This window comes from Microcoleus sp. SVA1B4 (genome assembly GCF_036700545.1).
Taxonomy (GTDB): Bacteria; Cyanobacteriota; Cyanobacteriia; order Cyanobacteriales; family Microcoleaceae; genus Microcoleus.
Genome location: NZ_JAUBPB010000026.1, coordinates 24,690 through 50,457, shown reverse-complemented (window position 1 = coordinate 50,457; position 25,768 = coordinate 24,690). Strand labels below are relative to the sequence as shown.

19 protein-coding genes and 1 other RNA gene are annotated in these 25,768 nt (G+C 45.7%); 11 read left to right on the top strand and 9 right to left on the bottom strand.

Going from position 1 to position 25,768, the window contains the following annotated elements; translation table 11 throughout:
- Nucleotides 1-7: 7 nt before the first annotated feature.
- On the bottom strand, nucleotides 8-1,495 hold the full coding sequence (gene hemG / locus QT987_RS14305; RefSeq protein WP_333241023.1) for a protoporphyrinogen oxidase: 1,488 nt from the start codon (nucleotides 1,493-1,495) through the stop codon (nucleotides 8-10).
- A gap of 989 nt (nucleotides 1,496-2,484) precedes the next feature.
- Here hemG and QT987_RS14300 point away from each other — a divergent pair.
- The 5 genes from QT987_RS14300 (at nucleotide 2,485) to QT987_RS14280 (ending at nucleotide 11,348) form a co-directional block, all read left to right on the top strand.
- On the top strand, nucleotides 2,485-6,720 hold the full coding sequence (locus tag QT987_RS14300) for a PAS domain-containing protein (RefSeq protein ID WP_333241021.1): 4,236 nt from the start codon (nucleotides 2,485-2,487) through the stop codon (nucleotides 6,718-6,720).
- Between the two features lie 76 nt (nucleotides 6,721-6,796).
- Complete coding sequence (corA, locus tag QT987_RS14295; protein WP_333241019.1) at nucleotides 6,797-7,975, top strand: magnesium/cobalt transporter CorA; 1,179 nt, start codon at nucleotides 6,797-6,799, stop codon at nucleotides 7,973-7,975.
- A gap of 447 nt (nucleotides 7,976-8,422) precedes the next feature.
- Nucleotides 8,423-8,856, top strand: an RNA gene (gene rnpB, locus QT987_RS14290) — RNase P RNA component class A.
- Between the two features lie 288 nt (nucleotides 8,857-9,144).
- Nucleotides 9,145-9,852 (top strand): ribonuclease III, encoded by a 708-nt coding sequence (gene rnc / locus QT987_RS14285; protein WP_333241017.1) that lies wholly within the window; start codon nucleotides 9,145-9,147, stop codon nucleotides 9,850-9,852.
- A 320-nt stretch (nucleotides 9,853-10,172) separates the two neighbouring features.
- Nucleotides 10,173-11,348: a Gfo/Idh/MocA family oxidoreductase gene (locus QT987_RS14280; protein WP_333241016.1), complete on the top strand. Its 1,176-nt coding sequence runs from the start codon at nucleotides 10,173-10,175 to the stop codon at nucleotides 11,346-11,348.
- 38 nt (nucleotides 11,349-11,386) lie between these two features.
- Here QT987_RS14280 and QT987_RS14275 read toward each other — a convergent pair whose 3' ends face one another.
- Both QT987_RS14275 and QT987_RS14270 read right to left on the bottom strand, forming a co-directional pair.
- Entirely contained in the window at nucleotides 11,387-13,432 is a 2,046-nt protein-coding gene (locus QT987_RS14275; protein ID WP_333241014.1) for an ATP-binding protein, read from the bottom strand.
- A gap of 235 nt (nucleotides 13,433-13,667) precedes the next feature.
- Nucleotides 13,668-13,934, bottom strand: a complete 267-nt coding sequence (locus tag QT987_RS14270; RefSeq protein ID WP_333241012.1) for a hypothetical protein — start codon at nucleotides 13,932-13,934, stop codon at nucleotides 13,668-13,670.
- Nucleotides 13,935-14,096: 162 nt separating this feature from the next.
- On the opposite strand from QT987_RS14270, the gene QT987_RS14265 reads away from it, so the two are divergent.
- Together QT987_RS14265 and QT987_RS14260 are read left to right on the top strand one after the other, a co-directional pair.
- Entirely contained in the window at nucleotides 14,097-14,741 is a 645-nt protein-coding gene (locus tag QT987_RS14265; RefSeq protein ID WP_333241011.1) for a class I SAM-dependent methyltransferase, read from the top strand.
- Nucleotides 14,742-14,845: 104 nt separating this feature from the next.
- Nucleotides 14,846-16,354, top strand: a complete 1,509-nt coding sequence (locus tag QT987_RS14260; protein WP_333241009.1) for a cryptochrome/photolyase family protein — start codon at nucleotides 14,846-14,848, stop codon at nucleotides 16,352-16,354.
- 67 nt (nucleotides 16,355-16,421) lie between these two features.
- On the opposite strand, the gene QT987_RS14255 is transcribed toward QT987_RS14260, so the two are convergent.
- Nucleotides 16,422-16,622 (bottom strand): hypothetical protein, encoded by a 201-nt coding sequence (locus QT987_RS14255; RefSeq protein WP_333241007.1) that lies wholly within the window; start codon nucleotides 16,620-16,622, stop codon nucleotides 16,422-16,424.
- A 225-nt stretch (nucleotides 16,623-16,847) separates the two neighbouring features.
- On the opposite strand from QT987_RS14255, the gene QT987_RS14250 reads away from it, so the two are divergent.
- Entirely contained in the window at nucleotides 16,848-17,105 is a 258-nt protein-coding gene (locus tag QT987_RS14250; protein WP_050813024.1) for a DUF2811 domain-containing protein, read from the top strand.
- Nucleotides 17,106-17,677: 572 nt separating this feature from the next.
- On the opposite strand, the gene groL is transcribed toward QT987_RS14250, so the two are convergent.
- Both groL and QT987_RS14240 read right to left on the bottom strand, forming a co-directional pair.
- Complete coding sequence (gene groL, locus QT987_RS14245) at nucleotides 17,678-19,378, bottom strand: chaperonin GroEL (RefSeq protein WP_333241005.1); 1,701 nt, start codon at nucleotides 19,376-19,378, stop codon at nucleotides 17,678-17,680.
- A gap of 30 nt (nucleotides 19,379-19,408) precedes the next feature.
- Complete coding sequence (locus tag QT987_RS14240) at nucleotides 19,409-19,567, bottom strand: hypothetical protein (RefSeq protein ID WP_333241003.1); 159 nt, start codon at nucleotides 19,565-19,567, stop codon at nucleotides 19,409-19,411.
- Nucleotides 19,568-20,015: 448 nt separating this feature from the next.
- Here QT987_RS14240 and QT987_RS14235 point away from each other — a divergent pair, with 448 nt between their 5' ends.
- Nucleotides 20,016-21,764 (top strand): ABC transporter ATP-binding protein, encoded by a 1,749-nt coding sequence (locus QT987_RS14235; RefSeq protein ID WP_333241001.1) that lies wholly within the window; start codon nucleotides 20,016-20,018, stop codon nucleotides 21,762-21,764.
- A 264-nt stretch (nucleotides 21,765-22,028) separates the two neighbouring features.
- Here QT987_RS14235 and QT987_RS14230 read toward each other — a convergent pair whose 3' ends face one another.
- Entirely contained in the window at nucleotides 22,029-23,144 is a 1,116-nt protein-coding gene (locus QT987_RS14230; RefSeq protein WP_333240998.1) for a fatty acid desaturase, read from the bottom strand.
- A gap of 223 nt (nucleotides 23,145-23,367) precedes the next feature.
- On the opposite strand from QT987_RS14230, the gene QT987_RS14225 reads away from it, so the two are divergent.
- Complete coding sequence (locus QT987_RS14225; RefSeq protein ID WP_333240996.1) at nucleotides 23,368-23,604, top strand: hypothetical protein; 237 nt, start codon at nucleotides 23,368-23,370, stop codon at nucleotides 23,602-23,604.
- Between the two features lie 101 nt (nucleotides 23,605-23,705).
- The gene (locus QT987_RS14220) at nucleotides 23,706-24,173 is read left to right on the top strand and encodes a hypothetical protein (RefSeq protein ID WP_333051426.1); all 468 of its coding nucleotides are present in this window, start codon (nucleotides 23,706-23,708) and stop codon (nucleotides 24,171-24,173) included.
- Nucleotides 24,174-24,269: 96 nt separating this feature from the next.
- Here QT987_RS14220 and QT987_RS14215 read toward each other — a convergent pair whose 3' ends face one another.
- Together QT987_RS14215 and thiO are read right to left on the bottom strand one after the other, a co-directional pair.
- A complete protein-coding gene (locus QT987_RS14215; protein WP_333240994.1) occupies nucleotides 24,270-24,512 on the bottom strand; it encodes a hypothetical protein in 243 nt (80 codons plus the stop codon).
- Nucleotides 24,513-24,625: 113 nt separating this feature from the next.
- Nucleotides 24,626-25,735, bottom strand: a complete 1,110-nt coding sequence (gene thiO / locus QT987_RS14210) for a glycine oxidase ThiO (protein ID WP_333240992.1) — start codon at nucleotides 25,733-25,735, stop codon at nucleotides 24,626-24,628.
- Nucleotides 25,736-25,768: the final 33 nt, after the last annotated feature.

The following is a 25,768-nucleotide window of genomic DNA, read 5'->3' as shown; positions in this document are numbered from 1 at the left end:
CAATCATTCAGATCGATCGAGTATCTGATTGTTTTTTCTGCAAATACTCGCCCACTTCTCGTGCACCCTCAAAACCCCTTCGCACGCAATCTCCCAAAGCCACGCCGCCAACGTAGTTACTGCACAAATACAGCCCCGGCAAAGATTTTAAGCCTTGATCGATTTGTTGCAGGCGATCGAAATGCCCCAAATTGTACTGAGGAATCGCCCGCTTCCACACATTCACCGCCAAAACTTTTGGCTGTGGCGCATCTGGTTTAAGCAAAATCCGAGACAAATCTCGGTGCACCTCCCGAACGATTTCTTCTGAGTCGAGATTGCCAATTTCCGAGTCTGTAGCCCCGCCGATGAAACTGGTGAGAGTGTGCCAGCCCGCAGGCGTGCGATCGGCAAATAAACTTGATGTCCAAATCGTCCCCAGAGTGCGAATTCCCTGCCCTCTCGGAATTAAATTTCCAAAACCTACTAATTTACCCTTGACATCCGAATGCGGATATGCTAATACAACGCAGGCAACCGTAGGATAAGTAAAAGCTTGTAAAGCGCTGCTAACTTCCGGTTGCAGAGGCTGCAACAAATCGGCTGTAACGTAAGCCGGCGTTGTCAAAACCACGGTACGCGCCTCAACTTCCTGCTGTCCGTCGGGCGTGGAGAATACAGCAATGTAAGTTTCGCGTTGTGTACGCTGGAGGCGAGTCAAGTGCCAGTTGAGTTTCACTCGATCGCCCAATTGAGCAGCGATCGCCTCTGGCAGAGCCTTCAACCCCTGTTTGAACGAACCCAACTCCCCCGGCCTAGTTTTAGGAACATTCGGGTCTGCAACAGTCTTTAGCCCCCCCTTGGTAAGGGGGGGTTGGGGGGGTCTTTTCCTAGCAGAAAGCAGCGCCCCCGCCATCAGCCCGCCACCCACATCAGCCATCTTCGTTACCCGCCCGAAAGCCGCCGCCGCGCTAAGTTGTTGCGGATCGCCCGCATAAACCCCAGAAACAAAAGGTTCCACCAACCGCTGCATCACTTCCTGCCCCAGATGACGGCGGAAAAATTGAGAAACAGTTTCCTCGTCACCCTGCTGCGAAAGTCCAGCGCCCATTGCCGGCGCGACAAATCCCAAAGCCCCGAACAACGCCCGCAGTTTTCCCGGAAAACTCAGTAACTGAGACTGAATCATCGCCGGTGGAGTCATCGGCACCGGTTGCAGCTTTTTTTGCCAATACACAAAACGAGGCAATTTGCGATCGGCAAAAATCAACTCTTGCTTCAATCCCACATCCACAGCCAACTTCATCAATTCCGGCGTCGGCGAAAAACTGTTCGGGCCCTCCTCCCAGAGAAACCCTTCGGCTGTCACAGTGGTGATGTTCCCGCCCACACGTCCCTGACTCTCAGCGACTAAAATCTTCAGCGAGGATGGATTCGTTGCTTCCTTGTGAAGTGCGTGCGCCAAACTCAAACCGCTAATACCCGCACCCACAATCAAGGTATCTAATAGTTCCATATTACATAGAAAAATATCGCAATCTTTATGTTACATGGCTTTGCACGGCTTGCGTTCTTTGCTGGGCTTACTGCCAAACCGCTTTCACATTACCGAATTGGGAATTGGGAATCGGGAATTGGGAATCGGGAATTGGGAAGCTGTCGGGCATTTCTTAAGCATTTTTCTCGCAGGTTGTGGATTAACCTCTGCCCGTCTCCCCGTCTCCCCGTCTCTCCATCTCGCTTTTGTATCCGCTGGGTCTGCTTTTAAAAAAGAGCATCTGCTGTAATTAAGCTATATTCCGAAAAATACTATTTCTTTAAAATTTTTGTATTATAGGGAACAGCGCCGAAAATTGCACCGGGAAACGCAGCAGTACAGTGTCCAAAAAGATTTGAGTGGGTTAAACTTATATGTTGCACCATTCTCAATTAGCCTTTTATGAACAGGCAAGATGCCTGTTCCACAAAATATAAATTTTCTTGTGGAACAGGCATCTTGCCTGTTGCTGACAATGGTGCAAGATATCAGTTAAACTAACTTTAGGAAAATTTTAGAGCTTAAGCAAGTCAGCACCCCGCTCTGAAGAGATGGGGCTTTATGCCCTAATCAAAAGAGAGAGTTGACTAGCTATTGTTTTAACTGATTACGTTATCAAAAATATGGGTGTAAGCCCAAGCTGCTATGCGATCGCGCGTGAAATATTTAAAACGGTAATTGTTCCGTTGAAAGTAGATCATAAAAGTACCAAGCGACCAAGTAGCCCCCTGTAGCAATAATCAATATTCAAGGCGGTTAAAACTGCCTGATGAGTGCTACCTCGATCGGTCTCCTCACATCTTGCACCATTCTCGCTTAACAGGCAAGATGCCTGTTCCACAAAGATTTAATTTCTTGTGGGTTTGGCATCCTGCCCGCTCATAAAAGCTTATTGAAAATGGTGCAACATATGAGCCTAAAGACACGAGGTTTCCACAATACTAAGCTTTTCTCATGAAAAAATACCCATGCAGGAAGTTATCAACTCGTTTCAGTCTTTTTTCTCTAACTCTGTTGATGCTTTCCTAGAGTGCGATCGACAGCAAAAGTACCTATCGATAAATCCAGTCGCTGCTGCTTGGATGGGATTGGAGCCGGCTGAAATAGTCAACAAAACTAATCAGGAATTATTAAAATTATATCCCAATAATACTGCTGTTAAAAATATAATCTCGCAGATTGATTCTTGCCTGCAACAAGTATTTATTACCGGGGAAAAACGGCTGGCAATTCATGAGGTGACGACGGCAGACGGCGGGATTAAAATTTACGAAACTGCTTACACGCCAGCGGTGGATGCCTCTAGCAAGCAGATGCGGGTTTTGGGTGTCGGTAGAGATATCACCAGGCATTACCGCTGGCAGCAGCAGAAAACTCAACAGTTGCGCCGATCGAACCATTTACTGTGGTTGAATGCAGCTAACAGTCCGCTGGCAATGGTAGGCTGGGATGAAGATTTTCGGGTCGTTCAATGGTCGAAACGCGCCGAAGAAATCTTTGGCTGGACATCCGATGATATGATGGGCAAGCAGTTCGGCGATTTGGCTTTGGTTTGCGAGGAAGATAGAGAGGCTGTAAGCGCGATCGAGCTTGAACTAGCCACTGGCAACGGCAATACTTCAATTAACCGCAACTATACTAAAAGCGGACAGGTAATTTGGTGTCGCTGGTTCAACTCAATTATTCGCAGCGGCGACACTTTTACCGTGCTTTCTTTGGTGGAAGATATCACCGATCGCAAACGGTTGGAAGCAGAAAAAGCCCAAGCTTCTCGCCTCACAGCAATGGTAGCCGATGTGGGTATTGCCCTCACCAGACACCCTCAAGATATCCTGCTTCCCTGCTGCGAGGCACTGGTGCAAAATCTCGATGTCACTTCGGCGGAAATTTGGACTTTCAACACTCAACATAATGTTTGCCAATTGCAAGCAGCATCGGGAATCTACAGCCGCACAGACGATCGGGCTAGCTTTATTGAAAGTAAGGTTAACTCGATCGCCCAACAGCAAAAACCAGAATTTGACTGCGGATTTGAACTGAACAATTTTGGACTCCCAGAGGAAGCATCCCCGAAAGCAACAGAGGCGCAAAAGTCCGAAGTAGCCATTATCAACACCAGTCAAAAGCCGACAAATTGCCAAATTCCCAACCAAATTATAACCTTCGCCGGCTACCCTTTGATAGTCGAAGAACGGCTGGTGGGAGTCATGGTAATTATCAGCCGCCAGCCGCTGAGTGCACCTTTTCAGGAAACTTTAGCATCGGTTGCTGATGTCATCGCTTTAGGCATCGAACGCAAGCGTGCCGAAGCTGAATTACAATCAGCGAGAGGGTTCCTCAATTCCGTAGTAGAAAATCTGCCGGTGGGAGTTTTTGCTAAAGATGCTTCTTCGCTGAAATTTGTGCTGTGGAATAAAGCGGGAGAAACGATCGCAGGTGTTACTTCTCAAGAGGCGATCGGCAAAAATGACTACGATATTTACCCCAAAGAACAAGCTGATGTTTTTACTGCTCAAGACAGGGAAATATTGACAGGCGATCGCAACCAATCTAATGTTAAAGACATAGCCGAAGAGCCGATCCAAACTCGCCACAAAGGTATGAGAATACTGCACACCCGCAAAGTGCCAATTCTCGACGCCGCAGGCCGTCCTCAGTACGTTTTGGGGATTACTGAAGATATTACCGAACGCAGGCAGGTAGACGAAAGCGTGCGCCTCTACGACCAAATTGTCGAGAATATGCAAATTGGTTTGTACGTCTACCATTTAGAAAATATAGACGATGATAGCACTCTCAGGGCGATCGCCTCCAATCCTGCAGCTACCCTATTTACCGGATTAGAAATGGCTGATGTTTTGGGAATGACAATCGACGAGATTTTTCCCCAACTGCGATCGAAAAACATTCCCCAAGCATTTGCTTCTGTAATTCGCACCCAGAAAGCCGTAGAAGTTGAAGATATTGACTGCGATGAAGGGGGCCGCATAACTCGCGCTTTTTCTATTAAAGCTTTTCCATTACCCAACAACTGCGTCGGTGTTGCTTTTGAAAACATTACTGCTCGCAAGCGCCTAGAAATAGAACTGCAGGCGTCTTTGGAAAAAACCGAACGTTCCGAACAACTCCTGCGTACAGTAATAGACAAAACTAGCGACTGGATTTTAGCCAAAGACAAAAACTTTCGCTGTATTTTGGCCAACAGGAGTTTCGCTCAAGCGATCGGCAAAACAGTCGAAGAGATAATTGGCAAATCTGATTTAGAATTAGGATTTTCCGAAGAGCTCGTGTTTGGGAATTCCGCCCAAAATATTCGAGGATTCCGCACAGACGACTCTGCTGTACTGGCCGGCGAAATCATCCACAATCCCTGCGATCCGGCAACTATTGCTGACGGTTCAGTACATATTTTTGATACCCAAAAACTTCCCCTGCGCGACGCTGAGGGTAATGTATTTGCAGTGCTAGCTTTCGCTCACGATATTACCGAACGACATGAATCGGAAGCAGCTTTGCGTAGAAGTGAATCAAGATTTAGGTCTTTGGTAGCTAATATTCCCGGAGTGGTTTATCGCTGGAAGTGCGATTTTTCTACTAATTTTATTAGCGATGCCGTTTACTTATTAACTGGCTACCATGCGGCAGATTTTATTTGGGTTTTGGACAGGAGAAGCCGGACTTTTGCTAGTATTATTTACCCGGAAGATTTGGCAAAAGTAGAAGAAACTATTCGGCAAGGCATAGAAAACAAAGAGTCTTATAACTTGGAATACCGCTTGCTCGCAGCAGACGGCACGGTTAAATGGGTTTGGGATAAGGGTTCTCCTGTGTTTGACGCAGAGGGAAACGTTTGCTATTTGGACGGGGTGATTTTTGATATTAGCGATCGGTACTACGCCGAGGAAGCATTGCGCCAAAAAACTTTAGAGTTAGAAGCTGTTTTTCGCGCTTTACCTGATTTGTATTTTCGACTAGATGCTGACGGTATAATCGTGGATTATTTGTCAGGAACTTCCTCGGTTTTATACGTGCCTCCCGAACATTTTATTGGTCAACGAATGACAGACATATTGCCACACAATGTCGCCTGCCAATTTGCCCAAGCAATCTTTGAAGTTTCCGAAACAAGAAATTCCATCGATATAGAATATTCGCTTTCCATGTCGGAAGGAGAAACAACTTATGAAGCCCGACTGTTGCCGTTTAATTCCGATCAGATTATTATTCTAGCTCGCAATATTACCAAGCGCAAACAAGCCGAAGCTCAATTAAAACATAAAAATCGCCAGCTAGAGCAAACATTGAAACAATTAGGCAGGACTCAAGCTCAACTAATTCAAGCGGAAAAAATGTCTGGTTTGGGACAGCTAGTGGCGGGAATTGCTCACGAAATCAATAATCCTGTCAGTTTTATTTACGGTAATATCACTTACGCTAGTGAGTATGCCAAAAACTTGCTGGAACTGTGCAGTTTGTACCAAGCACACTACCCGGAACCTGTTGCGGTTATCCAAGATTTGGCAGCAGAAATAGAACTGGAATTCATGAAAGAGGATTTCCCGCACCTCCTGACTTCAATTCAAACTGGAGCCGATCGCATTCGCCAAATAGTTCTGTCTTTGCGTAACTTTTCCCGCCTGGAAGAATCCGATCTTAAGCGTGTTAATATTCACGAAGGAATAGACAGTGCTCTGTTGATTTTGCAACACAAGATTAAAGAAAATGGCAGAAATCGTCATATTCAAATAGTTAAAGAATATGGGAAATTACCGCAGATACAGTGCTACGTGGGACAGTTAAATCAAGTGTTTATGAATATTTTAAATAATGCTGTTGATGCTTTAGCAGATGTCAGGCAGCGGAAGTTGGAATTGTCTGGTTATTCGGAAGAGGAGCGGCAAGATTTTCCTAGTTTACCTTTAAGTTGCGCGGCATTGCCGTGGATTCGGATTCGCACGGAGTTGCTGGAGAACAATCGGGTGGCGATCGTAATTTCAGATAACGGGTATGGCATGGCAGAGCCTGTTAAGTGTCGGGTATTTGACCCGTTTTTTACTACTAAACCAGTAGGCAAAGGTACAGGTTTGGGACTGTCTATCTCCTATCAGATTGTGGTGGAAAGACACGGAGGGACGCTGCATTGCATTTCCGCGCCTGGAGAGGGAACTGAATTTGCGATCGAGATTCCAATTCGGCAGAGGTAATTAGTCATTGGTAATTGGTAGTTGCACGAGAAAAATGATAATCTAATTAAAGGTTCTAAAAGTCAGGAATATTAGCATGGTATACAAAAGCCTACATACTTCTAATGCCGTTGCAAAATACATTAAAGAAGAAGATGATGACGATTCCTATGTTGACTATTTTTATGACGATCAGGGGGCTCCGCCGGGAACTCTCGACTTAGAACCCGATGCGCCGCCTCCGGAGATTGTATTAATTGACTATTGCGAAACAGCAGCTACTCGCGGCAAATTGGCAAATCCTCAAGAAGCTTCGGCCTATTTAGAGACAGCATCTGTTTCTTGGGTTGATATGTTGGGATTAGGAAACAAAGAAACTTGGCGCCACATGGGTAAAGTCTTTAATTTGCACGTAATGGCTCAGGAAGATGTGGTTAATGTTCCCCAGCGACCGAAAGTTGTAGACTATGAACAGCACATTTTAATCATTGCCTGGATGGTGATACTTAAGCCGAATTCAGAGAATTTTCATAAAGAACAAGTTAGTTTGATTTTGGGGAAACATTACCTGTTAACTGTTCAGGAAGAACCGGACTATGATTGTTTTGAACCAGTGCGCGATCGCATTCGTAAAGGACAAGGAACTATTCGCAAGCACGGAGCCGATTATCTAGCTTATACTCTGTTAGATGCGATTATAGATGGATTTTTCCCTGTATTAGAAGTTTACGGAGAGCGCATTGAAGAATTAGAGGATGAAGTGGTGGTCAACCCCACCCGCAGCACCCTGGAAAAAATCTATAAAATCCGGCGAGAATTGCTGACTCTGCGCCGCGCTATTTGGCCGCAGCGGGATGCAATTAATGTTTTGATTCGAGATAGTAGTGATTTGATTAGTCCAGAGGTGCGAATTTACCTGCGGGACTGTTACGATCACACGGTGCAGGTGATGGATATGGTGGAAACCTATCGAGAGTTGTCTTCTGGTTTGATGGATGTTTACTTGTCTTCGGTTGGTAATAAAATGAATGAAATCATGAAATTGCTGACGGTGATTTCTAGTATCTTTATTCCTCTAACTTTTGTGGCGGGAGTATACGGGATGAATTTCAATACAGAGAAATCGCCCTTGAATATGCCGGAGCTGAATTGGTATTTTGGCTATCCGCTGTGTTGGGCTGTTATGGTAGGAATCGCCTCTGCTTTAGTTTACTTTTTCTGGCGGCGCGGCTGGTTTGATAATTTTTCTACTATCAAAGATGACTCATTAAAGTAACCGAATTGAAGATTTGAGATTGGGGATTAAAGATTGAAGAATTCAAAATCCTGTTAGGTGAAAAGGTTTCCTGCCCCTAGTTGAATCCGTGCGATAAATCCTTGGATGATAATTGCCAACTTTTGTGCCCCCTGATTGATCGGTGAGTGATTTTAAGCGAGTTGCAGGGAAATTTAATTGTTGGGCGGGCTTTCGGGCCCACCGTACAAGAGTTTGAATAAACTGAGATGTTGCACCATTGTCAAGAACAGGCTTTCCGGCCTGTTCCACAATAAAATTCATCTCTTGTGGAACAGGCATCTTGCCTGTTCATAAAAAGCTTATTGACAACAGTGCCAGATGTGAGAATAAACACAAATGTCCAAGTTAAGTGGGCGACAAGTTAAAATATTCAATCTCAAATCCCAAATAGATTGACGAACGATCGCGTACAATAAATCTGGGGAAAAAGTAGGCGCAGGCGGTTGCGGATTAGCGAAAGCTTGTCTGAGGAAAGTCCGGGCTCCCGAAAAACCAAACTTGCTGGGTAACGCCCAGTGCGAGCGATCGTGAGGATAGTGCCACAGAAAGATACCGCCAATTAGTCATTAGTCAGCAGTCATGGGTCATTAGTAAGTAACTGAGGATTTTTGACTGGGAAGCAACAACTAATTTGGTAAGGGTGCAAAGGTGCGGTAAGAGCGCACCAGCAGCATCGAGAGGTGCTGGCTCGGTAAACCCCAGTTGGGAGCAAGGTCGGAGGGACTATGGTTGGTTTTTTACCAGTTCCGTTTTTTGGTACCGCTTGAGGCGTCTGGTAACAGGCGTCCCAGATAGATAACTGCCCTCGAAAACTGCTTGCAGTTGAGAGAACAGAACCCGGCTTATGTCCGACTTTTTCCTCCCCCCATTTAATTAAAACTACCGCTTGGGAATCAGGTCAACAAATCTTTTCGACCTGTTTTATGTTGGGAAAGGTGTGCACTGCACACCCGGAGGAAGATTTTGGGTAAGGTGCACCATAAGCACCCGGAGGAATATTTAGTCTTTCAACTAAATTTTTTTTATTAATATGAATCTGATACCTGTTAAAAAAAATAATGCAACTTTTGAAAAGCTCTAAACCCGGATAGTCATCCGTGATTCCCACTTCTAAAATCTAAAATCTAAAATCTAAAATCTAAAATGGTATGATTTATCCGGGTCGCCAAAAGCAACTTGAAACATTAATTGAAAAATTGGGACTGACGAAGAATGCTTCGATAAAATGGCATCTCGTCGATTTAGCTTTGACTCATGCGAGCGCGTCAGCTAAGGCAAATTATGAGCAACTAGAGTTTGTCGGCGATGCAGTTGTGCGGCTGGCTGCGTCGGAATTGTTGTTTGAGATTTATCCTGACTGTACAGTGGGGGAATTTGCTGCTATTCGATCGATCTTGGTGAGCGATCGAATTCTTGCTAAAATCGCTGAAAGTTACGGGTTCGATCGCTATTTAATTGTTTCCAGCAGCGCCGCTGCAGACAAAACAGGCGCTGAGCCCCGGCTGGCCGATGCTTTGGAAGCGGTACTGGCTGCGCTTTATTTGAGTACCCAAAGCTTAGAATTAATCCGCCCTTGGCTAGATTCTCACTTTCAACGCTTAGCGACAGAAATCCGCAGCGATCCGGCCCGCCAAAACTACAAAGCTGCTCTCCAAGAGTTGACTCAAGGCAAATACAAAACTTTGCCTAAATATAGCGTGCAAGAAACCGGGACAGTGCAGGGCGGGGAGGATCGTTTTACCGCAGAAGTTCTCATTCAGGGAAAGTTGGTAGCAGAGGGAAAAGGTCGATCGATCAAAGCGGCCGAACAAGCAGCGGCTCAGGCAGCTTTCAATAAATTAGTTGGTAGTGAGTAGTCAGTTGACTGTTGACTGTTGACTGGTGTTATCAGTTATTGGTTATTTGTTAGGATCGCGAATTAAATAACTTACAATTTTAATTGTTATTGTGGGATGGGCGTCCCGCCCGTCCAAAAAGGATGGGCGTCCCGCCCATCCCACTTTCAAGAGTGGAAGTTATTTAATTCTCATTCCTTAGCTGATACCAATAACCAATAACCAATAACCAATAACTACTGCAAACAGTCAACTGTCAACAGTGATTTTTTTGAGTTAAAACATAGATAATAATAACAAAATATGCTATAATTGCTGTGCGATTTTTGAACTTATAATTAATGAAAATCGGAATAGCTGTATTGGGTGCAGGCCGCTGGGGAGTTAACCTAATTCGCAACTTTCTTGAACATCCCAACAGCCAAGTTTTAGCGGTGGTAGACCCGAATCGAGATTCATTGGCGGCCGTTCAAAAACAGTTTAATCTTGATGCCTCGGTGATTCTAGCTACCGATTGGTCTCAAGTGCAAGCCTTGCCGGGACTGCAAGCTGTGGCGATCGCCACTCCAGCTTCCACACACTACACCCTCGCAGCAGCAGCGCTGAAACAAGGCTACCACGTCTTAGCAGAAAAACCCCTCGCCCTCAACCTGACTGAAGCAATAGAACTCTGTCAATTAGCCGAAAAACAGCAGCGGCAACTCTTCGTTGACCACACTTATCTGTTTCATCCAGCAGTCGATCGAGGCCAAAGAATTATTCAACAGCATCAACTTGGAAAATTGCGCTACGGTTACGCCCAGCGCACCCATTTTGAACCGGTGCGCCATGACGTTGATGCCCTTTGGGACTTGGCTATTCACGATATCGCTATTTTCAATACTTGGTTGGAACAAACGCCAATTGAAGTAAGGGCGATCGGCACTGTTTTTCCGAAGGAATCAGGAATCACGAATCAGGAATCAGGAATAAATAAAGAAGAAGCAGCAGAAATTGAAAATCAATTTTCTCCTTCACTGCTGACTACTAATCCTGCTGAAAAACTAGCAGATTTAGTTTGGGTAACGCTCACCTATCCCGACGGATTTCAAGCATTTATTCATCTGTGCTGGCTAAATCCTGACAAACAACGGCGCTTAACAGTTGTTGGCAGTTTGGGAACCTTGATTTTTGACGAAATGTCGCCAGAAACTCCGCTGATTGTGCAGCGCGGGAATCCAGATTGGGGAGGCGAAGAGAATAACTCTTTTGAAAGTGCGTTAGCGAAGCCCGCCCCTACGGGGGCTACGCCAACGAAGAGGATCGCGCCGCAGCCAACAAGCATCAGACACCGCGAAGTGTTGAGTTTAGAACAAGTAGAACCGCTGAGGAGAGTGTGCGATCGCTTCCTCAACTGCGTGCAAACAAATACCCCCTGTCTTACCTCTTCGGGCGCCGCCTCCGTCGAATTAATCCGCATTCTCAGCACTTTGAGCAAATCCCTCGAACTCGGCGGACAGCCCCTAATACCATTTTAGATTTTAGATTTTAGATTTTAGATTGGGAAAATCACTCCTCAACTTTTGAAATTTCCCTTTTCCGTTACTAAGTCGGGGCTGTGAAAATAAAAACTTGACTGCTGATTTACCGGCAAAGAAATCATCACCGTAGTACCTTGATTCACGCCCGCGCTGTGCAGGGTAATGCTTCCGATCATAGATTCCATTATCCTTCGCGAGATAGCCAAGCCCAAACCGTTACCGCCAAACTTGCGAGTTGTAGAACCATCAGCCATCACAAAAGGTTGAAACAATTTCTGCTGGTGCTCGGGATCGATACCAATTCCCGTATCTTTAATTGTCACCACCACCCAATCGCTTTGACCGCTGGGGCCCGTCGTACTTTCCCCACTGCCGTTAAAACTACCAGAATTAGTTCTCGATTCTAGCCGCACAGATATACTAATGCTGCCGGACTCTGTAAACTTAACGGCATTGCTCAAAATATTTAAAAACACCTGTTTTAGCTTCTCTGGATCGGCATGAACAATAATCGGAGCGTGAGGAGCTGGCAAACTTAACTTCAAGCCTTTTTCCTCAATTTGAGTCGCTTGTAAATCAATCGCGTCTTCAAGTACCTGGGTAATGTCAACTACTTCTAACATCATCGAGAACGTGCCGGATTCTATTTTAGCAATGTCCAAAATATCATTAATAATATTGAGCAATTGCATTGACGAGTCGTGGGCCCGCTGTAAAAATTCCATTTCTTCATCTCGGTCATCGCAGTAGCCGTCCCGCACAATTTGAATAAAACCAATAATTCCGTTGAGCGGCGTTCTCAATTCGTGAGAAATATTCCCCAAAAATTCATTTTTTAATTGATTGGCAACTTGCGCTTCCTTGGTTGCGACTTCCAATGCTTTTGCCCTGGATCTGAGACCCTGCACCATGCTGTTTAGTGCTTCTGATAGTTGATTGAATTCCCTAATTTGGAAATTTTGTGGCACTGTCTGCGACGCTTCTGTATCTACTTTCATCGCGTAGTCTCTCAGTTTTTCCACAGGACGCGCCAAGTCGCGAGACAGATATAAAGTCGCGATGATACTAGCAGCAACCAAACCTACAATTAAATTAAATAAAACTTGCTGAATTTCTTCCAAACCCGACAGAGCGTAATCTAAACGAGAGACAGCTAAAATAATCCACTTGCTGTTCTCCTGTGTAGTTGAAGGACTCGGAATAGCGGCGTATCCTGCTAGCAACTCTACACCATTTCTTTCAAAGGAAAATAGGTGGAGAAAAGCTGTTCCGCCGGCGATCGCCCTTCTGACAATACTTTTTAGTCGAGCGGCATCTGCCTCTTGGTCAATATTGCGGCCCACGCGATTGATATTCGGGTGCGCCAAAATCGTCCCATCTTGGTCGATCGCCACCGTATAGCCAGCTAAAGAACCCTTGGGAGCGCTGGTTTGGACAGGCAAGGCCGACTGCAAACTCAAAGCATAACTCAACTGCAGGGTATTGCCCCGACGAATGTAAACAGGAGCGCTCAACACCAAACTCGCTTGGCTATCGCGGCCTTCTTTACCCGCATCGGGAAAATCCTCAGCCCCCAAAGTCACATTCTGATCGTTTGCTGTCCCCTGTCGCTGCGGAGGTAAAGACAGACTGATGTAAACGCTCTTGTCGTCCAGCAGCGTTTGCTGCTGCTGTACGGGCGGCCAAAATTTTGCCGGCAACGACTGAATCGGCTGCTGCCCGCAAGTGCTTGCTATCACTTGATTTGTCTTTAAATTAGTCAATTGCAAGCAATCAACCTGCGCTGGCAACCGCTGCCCTAATTGGGCAATAAACTTTTGATAATCCTTCGGATCTACCGACTGCAACATCGAGCTTTCCGAAGCGCCGATCAGATTCGACTTCAGCGATTTCGCCCACTGTTCAATAGTGTCTGCTTTTCTGACTGCACTTTCTGTCAAGTTTTGACGAGCAGTTTCCAGAAGCGTCGAGCGTGCCTTGCGATAGGTAACATACTCCCCCACCAGTAGAACAGGTACGCTGAGCAACAAAATCCGCGACAGTAAAATACGGCGAAAGGAGGATTGACCTAACTTAACCATAGGAAATATCTAAATTAAGGTGCAACACCCAACAGCGACCATTAAAGTGAAATAAACCAGACCGAAAGCATGAATCTGTCTAGGGGGCTCTGCTGACTGGACAACACAGCTTCCGAACAACATTTAAACACAATTATAGAAGCCACTGTAATAATCTCGATTCTAAGTGTGTGGGGCCAAAGATGCTCAGCAATTTGTTTCGCAAATGCCTGTGATTTCGGTCACACTTCCCTTCTCAATTCTCGGAACGACTGGCATCCAATCGCCCAGGTGCCATTTTTTCAGGCTGCAAAAAGCGTCGGGTGGACATACCGCCGTTGCTTGAAGCTAGAATCGCATAGATGCACTCGCCCCCAATTAACAGGCAAAAAGTTCGGTTTCCGGCTAGTGTACAGAGATCATTCTTGCTCGATCGGACTTTTTCTTTCCCAATGCCTTCGAGAGGTTGGCCAGAGATGGGCGATGTGAGATTTGGCACCCTGTCAAAGATTTGTTTTGCCATCCGATTGATTCAGTGACAATAATTCACCTGTCAAACAAAAAGAATGAGACGATCGAGCTGCCGATCGACTCTGACAACCCTAATGTGGGGAACCTTGGCCCAAACAGTGCACCCACGCTCGGTAAATTCGCGGTCTCGGCAATAATCTCCATAGCTTAATCGATGAAAAAAAACTTTAGCAATTATACGTATTATTACACAAACAACCGTCCGAGATATCATCACGCATATTTGATATCTCCCCTTTTAGAAATGCTGGCGACACTTCAGCATACCAGCAAGACAAAACTCCGAGTTTTGGATCTCGGCTGTGGCAATGGCAGCCTCAGTCACGTTATCGCAGAGCACGGCTGCGAAGTTGTCGGCGTTGACACTTCAGCGGCCGGAATTGCCATCTCCCGTCAAAGTTTCCCCGAGTGTCAGTTTATCGAAGCAGATATTTACGACCTTCCAGATACCGATATTTTGAACTCATTTGATGTTGTCTTAGCTATTGAAGTAATCGAACACTTGCTTTATCCTAAAGAACTAGCAAAAGCTGCAAAAAGATGCCTCAATCCAGGAGGAATATTAATTATTTCTACACCATATCACGGCTATTTAAAAAATCTGGCTTTAGCGGTTTCGGGCAAACTAGATAAACATTTTACCGTGCTTTGGGATAACGGTCACATTAAATTTTTCTCAGTAGATACGCTGACCAAGTTATTAACATCTGAAGGATATACCGACATAAAATTTAAATTTGCTGGTCGGTGTCCCTATCTTTGGAAATCAATGTTATGCTCTAGTAAGTTTTCAGGATAACCTGAAAACTTATGAGTTGTGAGTTGTCAATAAATTAAGTTTCTTGACTAGACCACCAGGCATCATAAAAAGTAAAAAATAAGTTTCACTAAAAAACAAGTAAAATGACTGTTGGCGTTTGGATATTAGGCGATCAACTGTGGGAGAAGCAAGCTGCTCTCAACCGCACAGATGATAAACCCTCCCTACCGATAATTTTAATTGAATCTTGGCAGCACGTTCAACAGCGCCGCTACCACCAACAAAAATTAGTATTAATTTGGTCGGCAATGCGACACTTCGCTGAAGAATTGCGCGGCAGTGGATGGCAAGTTACTTACACAAAATCGGAGGACTTTGAAGCACCTCTCAAAGCTTGGATACAAGCTCAAAACATCACCGAAGTGCGGGTGATGGCTCCGAACGATCGACCTTTTTTACAGCTCGTTCAAAACTTGCAACTCCCCTGTAAAATAACCCTAATTCCCAACAATCAATTCCTCTGGACAGAAACAGAATTCAAAGATTGGGCTTCAAGCCGCAAACGTTTGTTAATGGAAGACTTCTATCGAGCCAGCCGCCAGCGTTTTCAAGTTTTAATGGATAGCAGCAATAAACCTGTGGGAGGGAAGTGGAATTTTGACAAAGAAAATCGTCAGCCACCCAAAGGAAAACTGGATACCCCGAAACCTCTCTGGTTTGAACCCGACGCCATAACTCAAGAAGTTATCGCACAAGTTAAGTCTCTATCTTTCCCAACTTACGGAAACATTGAACCTTTTCGCTGGGCGGTTACACGAGAGCAAGCACTGCAAGTATTAGATAATTTCATCGAACAGTGTCTCCCCGCTTTTGGCCCTTATCAAGACGCGATGGTAACGGGGGAGGAAACAATGTGGCATTCCCTAATTTCTCCGTATCTCAATATTGGCTTGCTGCATCCTTTAGAAGTTATTCAAGCCGCCGAAACAGCCTACCTCGAACAAAACTTAAATTTAAACGGCGTCGAAGGTTTTATCCGCCAAATTCTGGGCTGGCGAGAATACATTCGCGGTGTGTATTTTTACGTGGATGCTGATTATTTTGAAAAGAATTGGTTCAACCACACTCAACCGCTGCCGGAGTTTTTTTGGGACGCTAGTAAAACAGATATGAACTGTTTGCGCCAAGTTTTAACTCAAGTCGAAGGCAGCGGTTACGCGCACCATATCCAGCGGTTGATGATTTTGAGCAATTTTGGTCTAATTGCGGGAATCTCGCCCCAGGAGCTAGAAAAATGGTTCCACAGTGCGTTTGTGGATGCCTATGACTGGGTAATGCAGACTAATGTGCTGGGCATGGGTTTGTTTGCTGACGGCGGTGTGTTGGCCTCGAAGCCCTATGCTGCTTCTGCCAATTACATTAATAAAATGAGCGATTATTGTCGGGGGTGCAAATTCGATCGCACAGTGCGATCGGGCGAAAACGCCTGTCCCTTCAACTTCTTCTACTGGGATTTCCTAGCGCGCCACCGGGACAAACTTCAGTCGATCGGTCGCATGAGCTTTATCTTAGCCAATCTCGACAAAATGCAGCCGGCAGAATTGGCAACCATCCGCCAAAAAGCAGCAGAGTGGCACTTAGGAAGTCATTAGTCAGCAGTCAGTAGTCAGTAGTCAGTAGTCAGTAGTCAGCAGTCATTTGTTATTTGCTACCCATGCCTCATGCCCCATGCCCTTTGCAATTCTTATTTTTTCCCTGACTTTTCCCTAAACATTCCACAGCGTTTCCACAGGCAAGTCTGAGGTTTTCCACAGATTCGACAAAGTTTTCCACAGAAATTAACGGCACGGTAGCATCTTGCTGCGGAATTGGGGATTTCCTTAACTTGCTGCCTAATTCCTCATAAACCCCCCAACACATAAAGATATGTAACAAAAAAATCCCTGAAAAGCTGATTATTTGGTAAACCTTTTTTTTATCTAAAGGACTTTGTAATATTTCGCAACATTGACAAACCCACCCCCTCATAGCGCACAATGATGCGACCGACCTAAAAAAAGCGCTCTGATTTCGGCCGTCCCTGCACCTGTATCCGGCCGAAGGGGGGGTTCTGTTTTCAATTTATTAGCGAGACTAAACAAAATGATCAACCCAACAGTCAGTATTTTTGCTGAAATTCCCGAAACGCTGCACGATTCTCTCAAAACTTACCTGGAAACCCATCCCGAATGGGATCTAGACCGAGTATTTTGCGCCGCCCTGTCGCTGTTTTTGTTGCAGAATGCCGATAGCGGTACGCCTGAAGCTTCGCGCAGTTATCGCCAAGCTGCGAGAGTTTATCTCGAAACTCTGTTTCAATCTCCTCAAGACTTGCACAGCAACAATGTAACTCCGTCGTCTTAAAGGATCAGGGGAGAGGGGGAGACGCGGTTTCTGGGAAGGATTTTAGTTGACCGAGAGGGCCCGCACTGCATAGGTGGCAACTTCAGCTTAAAATCCCTAAGAACGATCGCTGATAGCTTAGGAATGAGAATTAAATAACTTCCACTCTTGAAAGTGGGATGGGCGTCCCGCCCGTCCAAAAAGGACGGGCGGGACGCCCATCCCACAATAACAATTAAAATTGTAAGTTATTTAATTCGCGATCCTTAATGCCGAGTCCCATTGCATCTCCCTTAAGAAGCAGGGCGGTTTCATTCTCACGAAAATCAGGCTTTTGTAGGGGTAGTGCGCCCGTGCCTACCCCCTCCACGGACGAGGGAATCGGTGTTTCAAATATCGGGGCAACCACGGGGGGATTGGGGGCAACCACGGGGGGATTGGGGCAACCACGGGGGGATTGCCCCTACAAGAGAATGAAAATCCCCCCGGACTATCAGGGGATGCCGGGGGGATAAACTGCCTTAATCGTCAAATAGTAGACGGGTAGTACATAAGACGCGCTTGTTTACACGCATGGTGCTTATGGTTGAAGACTACATCATGCCCATGCCGCCCATGCCGCCCATGCCGCCCATGCCGCCCATGCCGCCCATGCCGCCCATGCCGCCCATGCCGCCCATGCCGCCCATGTCGCCCATGTCGCCGCCGGCTTTTTTCTTCTCGGGTTTTTCGACAATCACAGCTTCAGTGGTCAGCACCATACCAGCGATGGAACCGGCATTTTGCAAAGCCGATCGCACTACCTTAGCCGGGTCAATAATCCCGGCGGCAATCATATCTTCGTACACGTCGGTGAGAGCGTTGTAGCCAACGTTGAACTCGCTCGCCCGCACTCGTTCGATGACGATGGAACCTTCAACGCCGGCATTATCAGCGATTTGACGCAAAGGTGATTCCAAAGCTTTCTTCACCAAGTCAGCGCCTACTTGTTCTTCGGTGTCTAAAGTATTTCTGATCGCATCTATTTTTGTAATCAGGTGAATTAGCGTCGTGCCACCTCCGGCAACGATACCTTCTTCCACAGCAGCTTTAGTAGCGTTCAGAGCGTCTTCAATACGCAGTTTACGGTCTTTGAGCTCGGTTTCGGTAGCTGCGCCGACTTTAATTACAGCGATGCCGCCGGCGAGTTTGGCGATGCGTTCGGTTAGCTTTTCCTTGTCGTAGTCGGAATCCGTCGCTTCTAGCTGTTTGCGGATTTGCTCGATCCGTTTTAGCACGTCAGCTTTGTGTTCGTCGCCAGCAACAATGATCGTGTTTTCTTTGTCGATCGTAATTTTGCGGGCGGTACCGAGCATTTCTAGGGTTGCGGTATCGATGCTGAGTCCGACTTCTTCAGAAATCAGTTGACCGCCGGTGAGTACGGCGATATCTTGAAGCATAGCTTTGCGTCGATCGCCAAAACCAGGAGATTTGGTTGCTGCGATGTTCAATACGCCGCGGGCTTTGTTGACTACCAGAGTTGCCAAAGCTTCGCCTTCAATATCTTCGGCGATAATTAGCAGCGGTTGACCGGTGCGGGCGATTTTTTCGAGAACTGGAATTAGTTCTTGAATTGAGCTAATTTTTTTGTCGGTAATCAGGATGCGAGCGTTTTCGTACTCCACTTCCATGCGATCGGTGTTGGTGACGAAATACGGAGAAAGATATCCGCGATCGTACTGCATCCCTTCGACCACTTCCAATTCCGTTGTCAGAGATTTCGACTCTTCAACAGTAATTACGCCGTCTTTGGTGACTTTTTCCATTGCTTGGGCAATCATGGCGCCGACTTCTTCGTCGTTACCGGCGGAGACAGTGGCGACCTGAGCAATGGCGCTTCCTTCGACGGGTTTCGCCAATTTCTCGATTTCCAGCACCAAGTGGGCGATCGTTTTTTCAATACCCCGGCGCAGCGCGACTGGGTTTGCGCCTGCTGCGACATTCTTCAAACCTTCGCGAATGAGGGATTGAGCAATAACCGTTGCGGTTGTTGTGCCGTCGCCTGCGATATCTTTAGTTTTGGAGGCGACTTCTTGAATTAAGCGAGCGCCAGCATTTTCCAGGGGGTCTTCGAGTTCGATCTCCCTAGCAACGGTGATACCGTCGTTAACAATTTGGGGACTGCCGTATTTCTTTTCCAATAGGACGTTCCGGCCTTTCGGGCCCAAGGTGATGCGGACAGCATCGGCGAGTTGATTGACGCCGCGTTCTAGTGCCCGGCGAGATTTGTCGCTAAATGCAACTATTTTTGTCATGTTTGTCTCCAATCGCTTACATTAGCAAATTTAGCACTCTCTGAGTCTGAGTGCTAAGTCGATCGATTTTTGATTGTAGCGCGCCTCAACCGTGTGGGGGATTGGGGGGGCGGATGGGAGATTTGGGCGATCGTTCCGGGTGGCTAAGGACAAGGCAATGCCGTGTCCCCACATATCTCGTGTCGCCACAGATATAATAATGTGGTTTGTTACATATCGATATAATCAGGTTTTGGTTCAGGCCTAAACCCAATTTTGATGGCGCGTTATCCCAAAGCAGATTTTTTATTAAAAATTTCTTAACTTGTGTTTTCGGTCATCTACCTTTCGATAGAGCTTCTATTATTTTTTCAGATTTCTACCTTCTATGGATCGTCAATTAAATAATTTCCCTTTTTTCTTGTGGGATGGGCGTCCCGCCCGTCCCCAATAGACGGGCGGGACGCCCATCCCACAACAGTCATGAAAAGTGGATTTTATTTAATTCTCATCCCTATAGCAACCGCCAAGACTATTAGCACGTTCTTAATTGCTGAAAACCTTGGGGAAGACTCCTTCTTCCTTCAGCATCCATCCGTTACATCCCGTACATTGCTCGTTGCCGAACCTTCTTCCTTCTTCCTTCTTCCTTCTTCCTATGGCTCGTTATTCTCGACTGCAAAAACTCGGCTCTTATATGCGCCCGCACTGGAAACCAACCTTCTGGGGCGTTTTTTCGCTATTAGTTGTCAATGCTGTGGGCGTTTACATTCCCCTGCTGATTCGGAATTCAGTTGACACTCTCCAAGTGGCGACTAAATTTGACGAAGTTTTCAACTTCGTGGCACTAATTCTGATTCTCGCCTCAATCATGTGGGTGATTCGGATGGCGTCGCGGATTTTGCTGTTTGGCGTCGGGCGTCAAGTCGAATTTGACCTCAAACAGCAAATATTTAATCATTTATTAACATTAGAACCGTCTTATTTTGCAGCCAATACGGTAGGAGATTTAATTAACCGCGCTACTTCCGATTTGGACAATATTCGGCGCTTGGTGGGGTTTGCGGTGCTGAGTTTGGCGAATACAGCTTTTGCTTATGCTTTGACTTTGCCGGTGATGCTGGGGATTAATGTAAGGCTGACACTGTTTGCGATCGCAGTTTATCCTTTAATGCTGGTTTTGGTACAGTTATTTAGCGACAAACTTCGCATCCAACAGTTAGCGGTGCAAGAGGAATTGTCGGCGATGAGCGATTTGATTCAGGAAGATATGAGCGGGATGTCCGTAATTAAAATCTATGCTCAAGAAGAAAACGAACGCCGAGCTTTTCGCAATTCTAATGCGAAGTTGCTATCAGCAAATTTGGAATTAGCAAAAACTAGAAACTTTATTTTTCCACTGCTGGGCGGTTTGGCAAGCATTAGTTTGTTGGTGCTGCTTTCTGCTGGTGGCGGGGCAATTGCTAATGGCCAAATTAGCATTGGCGATTTTGTGGCGTTGCTGATTTATGTCGAGCGTTTGGTGTTTCCGACGGCGCTGTTGGGTTTCACAATTACTGCTTACCAGCGGGGAGAAGTGAGTGTCGATCGCATCGAATCAATTCTGACTGTGGAACCGCAAATTAAGGATACTGCCGATGCAGTTGAACTTGCAACTCCAGTCAAAGGCGAAATTGCGGCTCGCCATCTAAATTATACGTATCCCGGCGCTAAGACACCCGCGCTTAAAGATGTTGATTTTACCATAAAACCGGGAGAAACTGTCGCAATCGTTGGGGCGATCGGATCGGGAAAATCAACTTTAGCTAATGCACTGCCACGCTTGCTAGATATCGATCCGGGCGAGTTATTTGTAGACGGACAGGATATTACCAAGGTAAAATTGACCGAATTGCGCGGGGCGATCGCCTACGTTCCGCAAGAAAGTTTTCTGTTCGGCACTACCATCAAGAATAACATCCGCTACGGAAACCCTTTAGCGGAACAGCCGGAGATTGAAGCGGCGGCAAAACAAGCACAAATTCACGCCGAAATCCTCAACTTTCCGCAGCAGTACAAAACAGTTGTCGGCGAGCGCGGCATTACTTTATCCGGCGGACAGCGGCAGCGGACAGCACTTGCTCGCGCTTTGTTAGTTGACGCCCCGGTGTTAATTTTGGATGACGCTCTTTCCAGCGTTGACAATCAAACTGCTACCGACATTTTGCGAAACTTGGCAACGGGAACCGATCGCAAAACAGTAATTTTTATCTCCCATCAAATGTCAGCGGCGGCTAGTGCCGATCGCATTTTTGTGATGGAGCAAGGAGAAATAGTTCAGAGTGGCACTCACCTTGAATTGGTAGGGCAAACAGGGCTTTATCAGTATTTGTGGAACCAGCAAAAATTAGAGGAATTGCTGCATTGACAAAGGATATCATGTCCGGTCGATTACCCTGATTCCTGTAGGGGCGGGTTCACCAATAATATTTGCCAAAAACGGACAATCTCACAAACGGGCCCCGGCAATTGTATTATGGGCTCCCGGCTAAACCCGCCCGACCCATCTAATGTTTATTTGTAACCACCTACTTAACTAGGAAAGTTACTGTTAAAAGTGATCCCACTAACTGCATCCCTAATCATAGGATTTTGGTGCTAAAAAAGCGACCAAATTTATTGCTAACCGATTTTAATTAGCTACATTACTGAATGGAATTTCTTCTGCTTCTTGAAATAATTTAATCGATTGCAGACTATCTGAAGCAGCATCCCAAAGAATGAATTGGAAGCAGTCAGGAATATCGCGAATTGTCAGGGATTTTGAATTAGCCAGCAGGTGAATATTAGCATTGTGACAATCCCGAAGATTATAGTTAGGTATTCGCTCAGAGAGATGATGAATATTGTGGTAAGCAATATCAGCCGAAAACCAATTGAGAATAGTCGGTAATTTTAGGTAACTACTGCCTTCAATTGCGCCCATAAGATAGTCCCAACCTTCGGCTTTATGAGCGTAGGAACCCTCAAAATTATGCTGAACAAAGAAAATACAGATAAATATCGCTGCTGAACAGGTCATGACAATTGAGTAAACACTCCAGAAAAAGCCAAACCCCAGTAAGTTGCTCAGATAAATCCAGCTACCAACAACACAAATATTGTTGAAGAGTAAATCCCAAAATTCAGCCGTCGTATACCAATGTTTGGATTTATAAGAAGCAATGATTCCCGATAAACCTATGCCAAAATCTTGATTGAGACAAGCAAAAATATGTCGAATAAAACCCGTAGTTCCCAATATCAGTGCGAGTCTTGGTTTAATAATTAGATAGAAAAAACCACCGGGAAACAGCATCAATGGGTGTCTGAGTAACTGATACATCTTTTTACTAAATGGACTTAGCGCCGCAAATTTTTCGGTGGATATCAACGCCGAAGGGCCTCGGTACATATCCCAATTACCATTATGTTTGTGGTGATAAGCGTGTCCCCTCGACCAGGGATACTGAGGAATCGCATTGATGATACCTAGCAGAAAACCCATAATGCGATTGACTTTTTTAGAACTAAAAAGAGAATAGTGTCCGCAATCGTGCATCAAAGAGAAACAACGTCCTGAAAAAAGTGTCATCAACACCATTATCGGCGGCAGCAGGAATACAGAAATGGCAGCAGCTTTAAATGCTAAAAACCATAAGAATATATAAGGAATCACTGTATTGAGTATTTGGCAACTAGCTTTCAAGTTGTTGCTCTTCATATAAGGAGCTAGCACAAAATCCGACTTTTTGATCGCGCTTTTCATTCAGTATGTTTATGGTGTGTGGATAAGTGCTTCGCTTAGCATCACAGTTGCGGGACAGCGGCGGATTTACCCCGGACTTTCCCCGTTTCTTCCAAAAGTTTTGTTGGAACCGATTTTTGCACATTTATGAGGTTATCACAACTCTGCTTTGTTTACAAAAAAAACTGTGAAGCCTGTTAGCAGCCAAACAAATTGCTGCACCGGAAGGCATTAATATGATTGGTTGCTTGCACGATCGACCTTCGATGATGTATGCCGCTATTTTTGCTTGCATCGTCTGTGGCACACTTTATTGTACCGGGTTGTAGCCCAACTCGATCGCACGCTCAAAATTTGGGCTACTCCCGAAAACTTTTTATCCGTTGGGAGGGTGATAGGGGCGATCGACAAACAGCCCGCCCCGGAAACCAAAGCTGACACAACATCCAGAACCGCAGAGGATTTTGGATCAACTCCTTGAGACGAGAATTTGAAGGACGATCGCAATTGCCTGCGTTTTTTGTGCTCGGAGATAGCTCGGATTTGCTACAATCTAATCGCACACGCGACTAGAAATGGGTTATGACCGAACTATTAGATGAGGCGCTTTCTATTGAAATGGCGACTCGCATCAAAAGCAACCGTAAAAACTGCTTTGACAACGCCTGTAAAGCAGCGTTAGCCACCGAGGGCGCAATTTATGTTCAAGGCTTTTTAGCTGTGCCGGGAGTGCCATATAAACCCATCGAGTATAGCTGGATTGAACTCGACGAGCGAATTGTTGACCCAACCTTTCCCCATCTCGGTTTCATCGCTCAAGACATTCATTACTTCCCAGTCCAGCGCTTCAGCGTCAAGAAACTCAAAGCAATCCTAGAAGAATCAAAAGAAGATTATCCTGAAGACGACCCGCTGCCGATTTATGGCAATCAACCTTATGAATATTACGGCGATTTGATGTTAGGCGGTAGCGATTACCAAAATGCTTACGATTTGGCTGCCGCTAAATGCAGGGAATTAAACCAACCTAAAAAACAGGATGCGAACTAATTCAGGACTTACAAAAAAATGGTTAGGCGCGCTACTTACAGCGGTACTTTAGCCACTGTTGTGTCGATTAATATACTTCATCATGACTTCCCAAATCTACAAACACGGCTTTTCCGTCTTCTGTAAAATAGAAAAGTACCCTTTCGTCACTCGGAGTTCATTGATGTTAGCGAAAAATTTCAGTTCACCTTTTTGTTGTTCAATCTGCGCTGACTTAAAGTTTTGATACATCTCTTCGCGACGTTCTTCCCGGAGATATTGCTTCAACAACAGTTGAAGCTCTTGCTTTTCGTCAGTAGAAAGATTTTTGATCGTCTCGACCACATCACTGAAAGTCATAACTTACAAAACCCTATTGTGCTGATTAGATTATAGCAAAAAATATCCTTTTGGTTGACTTTCGTTTCTCGTTATGCGGCTCTGCCTCGTCTTAAAAAAAGCAAAAAATCTCACTATTTACCCTTTTCAACCTTCCAAGATTCAGGAAATCTCGAATAATGAAAAGCAGCCAATAACGGATCTGATTTCTGATTCCCAATCAAATCAGCCAACAATTTAGCCGTCACCGGAGCCAATAAAATGCCGTTGCGGTAATGCCCCGTAGCCCATGTCAAATTCTCCCAAGCACTATCACCCAAAATCGGCAATTCATCGGTCGTAGTCGGCCGAAATCCCCACCAAAACTCCAAAATCGGATAATTTTGTAATTCGGGATATAACTTAATCGCTCCTGCTAGCAAACTTTGGATTCCCGCAGGCGTATTTCCCGGCGTGAAATCCACATTTTCGCTAGTTGCGCCAATAATAATTCTGCCATCTTTACGTGGCACAATATAAATGCCAGTCCCGAATAGAACGGTTTGCAGGGGCTGGATAACTCCACAATCTTCTGGTACACATACTGACAGCATTTGTCCCTTTCTTGGAAAAACAGGAATATCCAATAATTTCTCAGACCAAGGGCCCGCAGCCAAAACATAACGGTCAGCTTGTAATTTTCCTGCCGTTGTTTCCACTCCAAAAACTCGGTTTTTCTGCCGAATGATTTCCTCTGCACTGCCTTGAATAATCTCAATCTGCAATTCTTTAGCTGCGGCCTGAAGCGTCCGAAATAAAGCGCGGTTGTCTACTTGAGCGTCGTCAGGATACCACCAACCGCCAATTACTTCTTGACCTAATCCCAACTGGTGCTGGCGAACAGTATCTCTGTCCAACCATTGATAATTAAGGTTTGACAAAAGGGGCTTTTCTTGAGGCTCATTTTGACAAACTGGCGCGAGAATTCCCGATCGCCAATATCCCGTTTTCAATCCGGTAATGTCTTCTAGCTGTTTCACCCAGGCGGGATACAGTGCGCGGCTTTGCAAGCACAAATCCAGCATCGGACTGGGGGGAATTCGTTCGGCTTGTGGGGCAAGCATTCCGGCGGCCGCCCGGGCCGTCGGTTGTTTAGAATCGGCGGTGAGAACCGCGACAGATGCCCCTCGCAATTTCAGTTCTACTGCTAGCGAAAGACCAATTATTCCGCCGCCAATAATCAGAATATCTTTAGATAAATTCATTAACTTTTATATGGACTTTCTGGGTTTTTTAAC